A 5,232-nucleotide genomic window follows, 5' to 3' on the forward strand; every position below is an offset into this window, starting at 1 on the left:
GCTTGAGGGGACAGCCCCTCTGGCTGCCTGCTGCAGCCGACGATTGGCCGGAATCACCGGCATTGAGATGCCGGTAACCAAGACCGTTGGTTCAGCAAGTGCTTGTACTCGCTGGCGCTGCTGGTTTCGGGCGACAAACTCCCAGCGGGTTACCTCAGAGATGGAAGAGGGTCATCTGCTGATCCGGTCCAAGCGCCCGGCCCCTGGCAGGTCCAGGGTCCGCCTGCCACGAGTCGCCCTGCTCCACGGGCTCCAGAAGGGGTTCGAGGGCCCGCAGGGCAGCTCCATTCGCCGGCTGCAGCCAGGCCTCTTCCAGGCCGTCCGGCAGGATCACCGGCATGCGGGGGTGGAACGGAGCCACCAAGGCATTGGCGCGGGTGGTGAGCACGCAGCAACTCTCCACCTCACTGCCATCCGGGCCGATCCAGCGGTCCCACAGACCCGCCAGCCAGAAGGGCTGCCGGTCGCGGCGGCTCACCCACACACAGCGTGATCCGCGACCTTCGCGATAGGCAGTCGCCGGCAGCAGGCAGCGGCGATGGCGCCAGGCGCCTCGGAAACTCGCCTTCTCGGCCACGGTTTCACTGCGGGCATTGATCGGCCGGGGGGTACCCAGCGGTTGTTTCTGCCATTCCGGCAGCAGGCCCCACAGGGCCAGCCCCACCTGCAGCTGGCCATGCTCCTGCCGCTGAATCAGCACCGGCTCCCCTGCAGCAATCTCCTGCCGCGGTGCGTAGTGGGCCGCCAGGCCTTGCGGCAGCGGACCCTGCAGACGCAGCAGCAGCTGGTCGATGGGGCTGGTGAGAGAATAACGACCACACATCGGTCAACTGTGGCAGTCAGCGTCGCCGGCAGCCGCTGGATCTCCCATTCTGGTGCGATTCTCCAAGCGGTAGCAGGTATCTCCTGAGTCATGGATTACCGCCAGGACCGACTGTACCCAGCTTTTGTGCACCGGGAACTGGCCGTCTCCTGGCTGGCAATCGCCAGCCTGCTTGGCGGTCGCCATCGCTGGGATCTGCGGCAGGGGCGTTTCACCGTTCTTGAGTTCGGCTGCGGCCACGGTCTGAACCTGATCTTCAACGCCGCCGCCCATCCCGATGCCCAGTTCTTCGGCATCGATTTCCATCCCAGCCATGTGGCGCGGGCCACCACACAGGCCAGGGAGCTGGGTCTGAGCAATGTGCAGTTCGCCGTGGCGGATCTGCGGGACTTCACCGAAGGACCGCCGGATCGCGGCCCCTGTCGCCTCTGGCCCGAGGCCTACGACCTGGTGCTGGCCCATGGCATTGCCAGCTGGGTGGACGCGGACACCCGCCAGGCCTTGCTGGAGGCGGCAAGCCACAACCTGCAGCCGGGTGGACTCTTCTACTGCTCCTACAACACCTATCCAGGTTGGTTGTCACGCAGCCCTCTGCAGATGCTGGCTCTGGAGCTGGGTCTGCTGAGTGGTCACAACACCAGCGAGGCCTCACTGCAGCAGGCCACGGCCTGGCTTCAAGAGCTGCTCGGGGATGGGGACACCCACACATCGCCCCTCGGCAGGTTCCATCCGGAATTACGCACTGCTCTGCAGGCGTTGACCAATGCACCGGGCACCTACCTGCTGGGGGAGTACCAAGCCACCCATCAACCGCTCTATGTGGGGCCCATGCATCGAGCCTGCGCTCAAGCAGGCCTGACCCACGTGGGCTCGGCCACCTTGCCGGAACTCTTCCCGCAGATGCTCGATCCGATCCGGACCGCCTGGGTCGCACAGGCCCGACATCCAGCACTGCAGGAGATCCTCTTCGACCTGGCCATCAGTCAATCGTTTCGGCGCGATCTCTTTGCCCGTGGGGTGGTTCCTCCCAATTCCTCCGACACCCAGGTCGAACTGGCTTCCCTGCCTCTGATCCTGCGACAGGATTCCCTGAAAGCCCGCCAGGGATTCCCCACCAGCATGGGAACCATGGCCATCAATGCCGCCATTCTCCAGACTGTGGATCGGGTCCTGGCTGATGGGCCCCGCAGCCTGGGTGAACTGGCCCAGGAGTTGGGGAAGGCACCCCGCGATCTCTTGCCCCAGCTGGCACTGCTGCTGGATCAGAATCGGGTGGGCACCGATCCATTCGCAGCCCTGGCCGCAGGTTCACAGCCAGGCCTCAAGGCGGCCGAGCCGGCCGAAATCACAGCCTTCAACCAGAAGCTGGTCGAGCTGGCATCTCGGGGGAAGGGGGCCGGTGGACTGCTGGCACCGGATCTGCGACTTCCCATCCCTCTGGGAGACGCCCAGATCCTGCTGACCCAGGTGGAGGGGCTCGGACTCAAGGATGCCGATCGGGTGCAGATGGTGGCAATGGGAATACTGAGGGCTGGCCTCACCCTGCACGATCAGAAGGGTCAGGCCGTCCGTGACAAGCAGGGGATTTCCAATCTGTTGGCACAACTCTGGCAAGAGTTACAGGGAGCAGGGATGGAAGATCTCAGGCGGCTGGGGCTGTTCTGATCCGCTCAACGCAGCCGGCCGTCTTCCATCGACACGGTGCGATCGGCCACGTCGAGGATGCGGCTGTCGTGGGTCACCAGCAGGATCGTGCAGCCCTGCTCGCGGGCCAGCCGCTGCATCAACGTCACCACCTCGCGGCCGGAGCGGCTGTCGAGGGCGGCCGTGGGTTCATCGGCCAGCAGCAGCGGCGGCTCGCCCACCAGTGCCCGGGCCACCGCCACCCGTTGCTTCTGGCCGCCCGAGAGCTGGTCGGGTTTCATCTCCAGGTGATCGCCCAGCCCCACGCTCTCCAGGATCCGGCGGGCGCGGCGGTCCATCTCGGCGGTGCTCAGGGTGCCGCGCATCTCCAGCGCCATGCGCACGTTCTGGGTGGCGGTGAGGCTGCGGTGCAGGTTATGGGCCTGGAAGATGTAGCCGTGTTCGCGCCGCGCCAGGGTGAGGGCCCGGTCCGATCCGCCCATCAGCTCGCGGCCCAGCACCCGTAACGAGCCGCTCTGGGCCGCCCGCAGCCCGCCGATCAGGGTGAGCAGCGTCGTTTTGCCCGAACCGGAGGGTCCGGTGAGCAGCACGATCTCGCCCTTCTCCACCTCCAGCGCCACATCGAACAGCACCTGGCGCCGCACCGCTCCGCGGCCGAAGCTGTGGTTGAGCCCATGAATCGAGATCGCGCTGGCCATGGCGGGGCTCCTGCTCAGAACAACTCAGCCGGGTCGGCCGCCTGCAAGCGCCGCGTCGCGATCGCCCCCGAGGCCAGGCACATCACCAGCGTCAGCACAAACACCGTGATCGCCCGTTCAACGGTCATGGCGATCGGCAGGCGCGTGGCATTGGCGGCCAGCGCATACAGCCCCACCGGCATCACCGCCCCGGGGATGAAACCGAGCGCCGCCAGGATCAGGGCCTGCTCCATCACCACCAGCAGCAGATAGCGGTTGCGGAAGCCCATCGCCTTGAAGGTGGCGTATTCGCGCAGGTGGGCATTCACATCCGTCGACAGCACCTGATACACGATCACCACCCCCACCACAAACGCCATGGCCGTGCCCAACCCGAAGATGAAGCCCACCGGGCTGGCCACCCGCCAGTAGTTCTCCTCGAACTGGATGAAATCGGCGTCGCTGAGCACCTTCACATCATCGGGAAGATGGCGTTTGAGGGCCTCCACCACCGCGGCGGTGTCCTGATCCGGCGCCAGGGTGAGCAGCCCCACGCTCACACTGCCGGCGCTCACCCGCGGAAACATCCGCAGGAAGGTCTGGTCGCTGGCCATCAAGGTGCCATCGGCACCAAACGAGGCCCCCAGCCGGAACAGACCCGCCACCGTGATCGTGCGCCGCTCGATCTCCGTGGTGACCCTCTCACCCCGATCGATCCGATCGATCACCTCGGCGTACTGGCCCCGCGCGCCCCGGTCGAACAGCACCGTATCGGGCAGCTTCAGCGCATCGGCCTGGGCCATCACCTCCGGCAGCCGCAGCACAGCAGCGTCGGGATTGAAGCCCAGCACCTGCACCGTGGCGCTGCGCAGGGTCTGGGGATTGCGCCAGGTCACGGTGCGGATGTACAGCCCCTGGGCATCCACCACCCCGGGCACATCCAGGGCCTGAAACAGGCGGCGGCGGGGAAAGGTGGAGAGGTTCTGCAGGTTCAGCGCCTTGGGGCTGATCAGCACCACATCGGCGTTGAAGGAACGATCCAGCCGGGTGTTGCTGTCGTACAGCGCCGCCTGGAAGCCCAGCTGCATGAACATCAGCAGATCGGCGAAGGCGATGCCGGCCAGCGCCACGATGAAGCGGCCCCGTTCGTGGCGCAGCTGCAGCCAGCCGAGGGGGGTTCTCATGGGCCGATCACCGCGCGCACCTGCAGGTTGGTGAGGCCCGAGGCCCGCAGGTTGCTCTCCGGCGTCAGCGGCGCCCGCACCTCCACCACCCGGCTGTCGCTGTTGGCGCTGGGGTCGGTGTTGATCACGCTCTGGCGCAGCACGATCGCGCCGATCAGACCGACCCGCCCCTCCAGCGGACGCGGCAGGGCCGGGCTGCTGATCCGCACCGGCTGGCCCGGCTTCACCCGCGGCAGGTCGCTTTCATACACCTCCGCCACCACCTGCATGCGCCGGGTCTGGCCGATCTGAAGGATCCCGGCGTTGCCGGGCGATTCGCCGGCGCGGGCGAACACCCGCAGCACGCTGCCATCGATCGGGGAGCGGATCAGGTTGTCGTCGCGGGCGGCCTCGGCCTGTTGCAGGTTGGCCTGGGCCTGTTCAAGGCCGCGCTGGGCCGCTTCCACATCGAGATCGGTGCCGCCGGAGCCCGCCGTGCTGCGGGCACGCTGCCGCTCCAGCAGCACCCGGGCTTCCTGCAACGAGGCGCTCACGGTGTCGAGGGTGAGCTGGCGCGCGTCGCGCTCCTCGGCCGACACCGCCCCGCTGGCGAACAGGGCCTGGTACCGGCGGGCTTCTGTGGCCGCCGTCCGTTGCTGGGCCTCAAGCGAGCGCACCTTGGCCAGCTGGCTGGCTTCGCCGCTGCCGGCATCGGCGCGGGCGATGGCCAGGCGCGAGCGCAGCAGGTTCACCTCCGCCCGGGCGGCGGCCACGGACGCCTCGAGCTGGGCCTGGTTGTCGAGCACCACTTCCAGGAGCTGCTCATGGCCGTCGATCGCCAGCAGGGATTCCTGGACCACCGGCGGCAGCACCTCCAGCAACCGGTCGAGATCGTCGGTGGTGCGCCGGAGCAGGGTCGGATCGG

Annotated in this window: 5 protein-coding genes; 1 reads left to right on the forward strand and 4 read right to left on the reverse strand. The window is 67.4% G+C overall.

Features of this window, described 5'->3' with window-relative positions; genetic code table 11:
- Positions 1–154 precede the first annotated feature (154 nt).
- The gene (locus tag VB777_RS16140; RefSeq protein ID WP_323250198.1) at positions 155–823 is read right to left on the reverse strand and encodes an SOS response-associated peptidase; all 669 of its coding nucleotides are present in this window, start codon (positions 821–823) and stop codon (positions 155–157) included.
- A 90-nt stretch (positions 824–913) separates the two neighbouring features.
- Here VB777_RS16140 and VB777_RS16145 point away from each other — a divergent pair, with 90 nt between their 5' ends.
- Entirely contained in the window at positions 914–2,488 is a 1,575-nt protein-coding gene (locus tag VB777_RS16145; RefSeq protein ID WP_323250200.1) for a class I SAM-dependent methyltransferase, read from the forward strand.
- 5 nt (positions 2,489–2,493) lie between these two features.
- Here VB777_RS16145 and VB777_RS16150 read toward each other — a convergent pair whose 3' ends face one another.
- The 3 genes from VB777_RS16150 to VB777_RS16160 all read right to left on the reverse strand — a co-directional run.
- Positions 2,494–3,165, reverse strand: a complete 672-nt coding sequence (locus VB777_RS16150) for an ATP-binding cassette domain-containing protein (protein WP_197169863.1) — start codon at positions 3,163–3,165, stop codon at positions 2,494–2,496.
- Positions 3,166–3,179: 14 nt separating this feature from the next.
- Positions 3,180–4,328, reverse strand: coding sequence for an ABC transporter permease DevC (gene devC, locus VB777_RS16155; RefSeq protein WP_197154195.1), 1,149 nt, complete (start codon positions 4,326–4,328; stop codon positions 3,180–3,182).
- Positions 4,325–5,232: efflux RND transporter periplasmic adaptor subunit (locus tag VB777_RS16160; protein ID WP_323250202.1), on the reverse strand; the 908-nt coding region annotated here is incomplete at its 5' end. The genes VB777_RS16160 and devC, both read right to left, overlap by 4 nt.

The sequence above is a fragment of the Synechococcus sp. CCY9202 genome, assembly GCF_034931685.1.
GTDB lineage: Bacteria > Cyanobacteriota > Cyanobacteriia > PCC-6307 > Cyanobiaceae > CBW1002.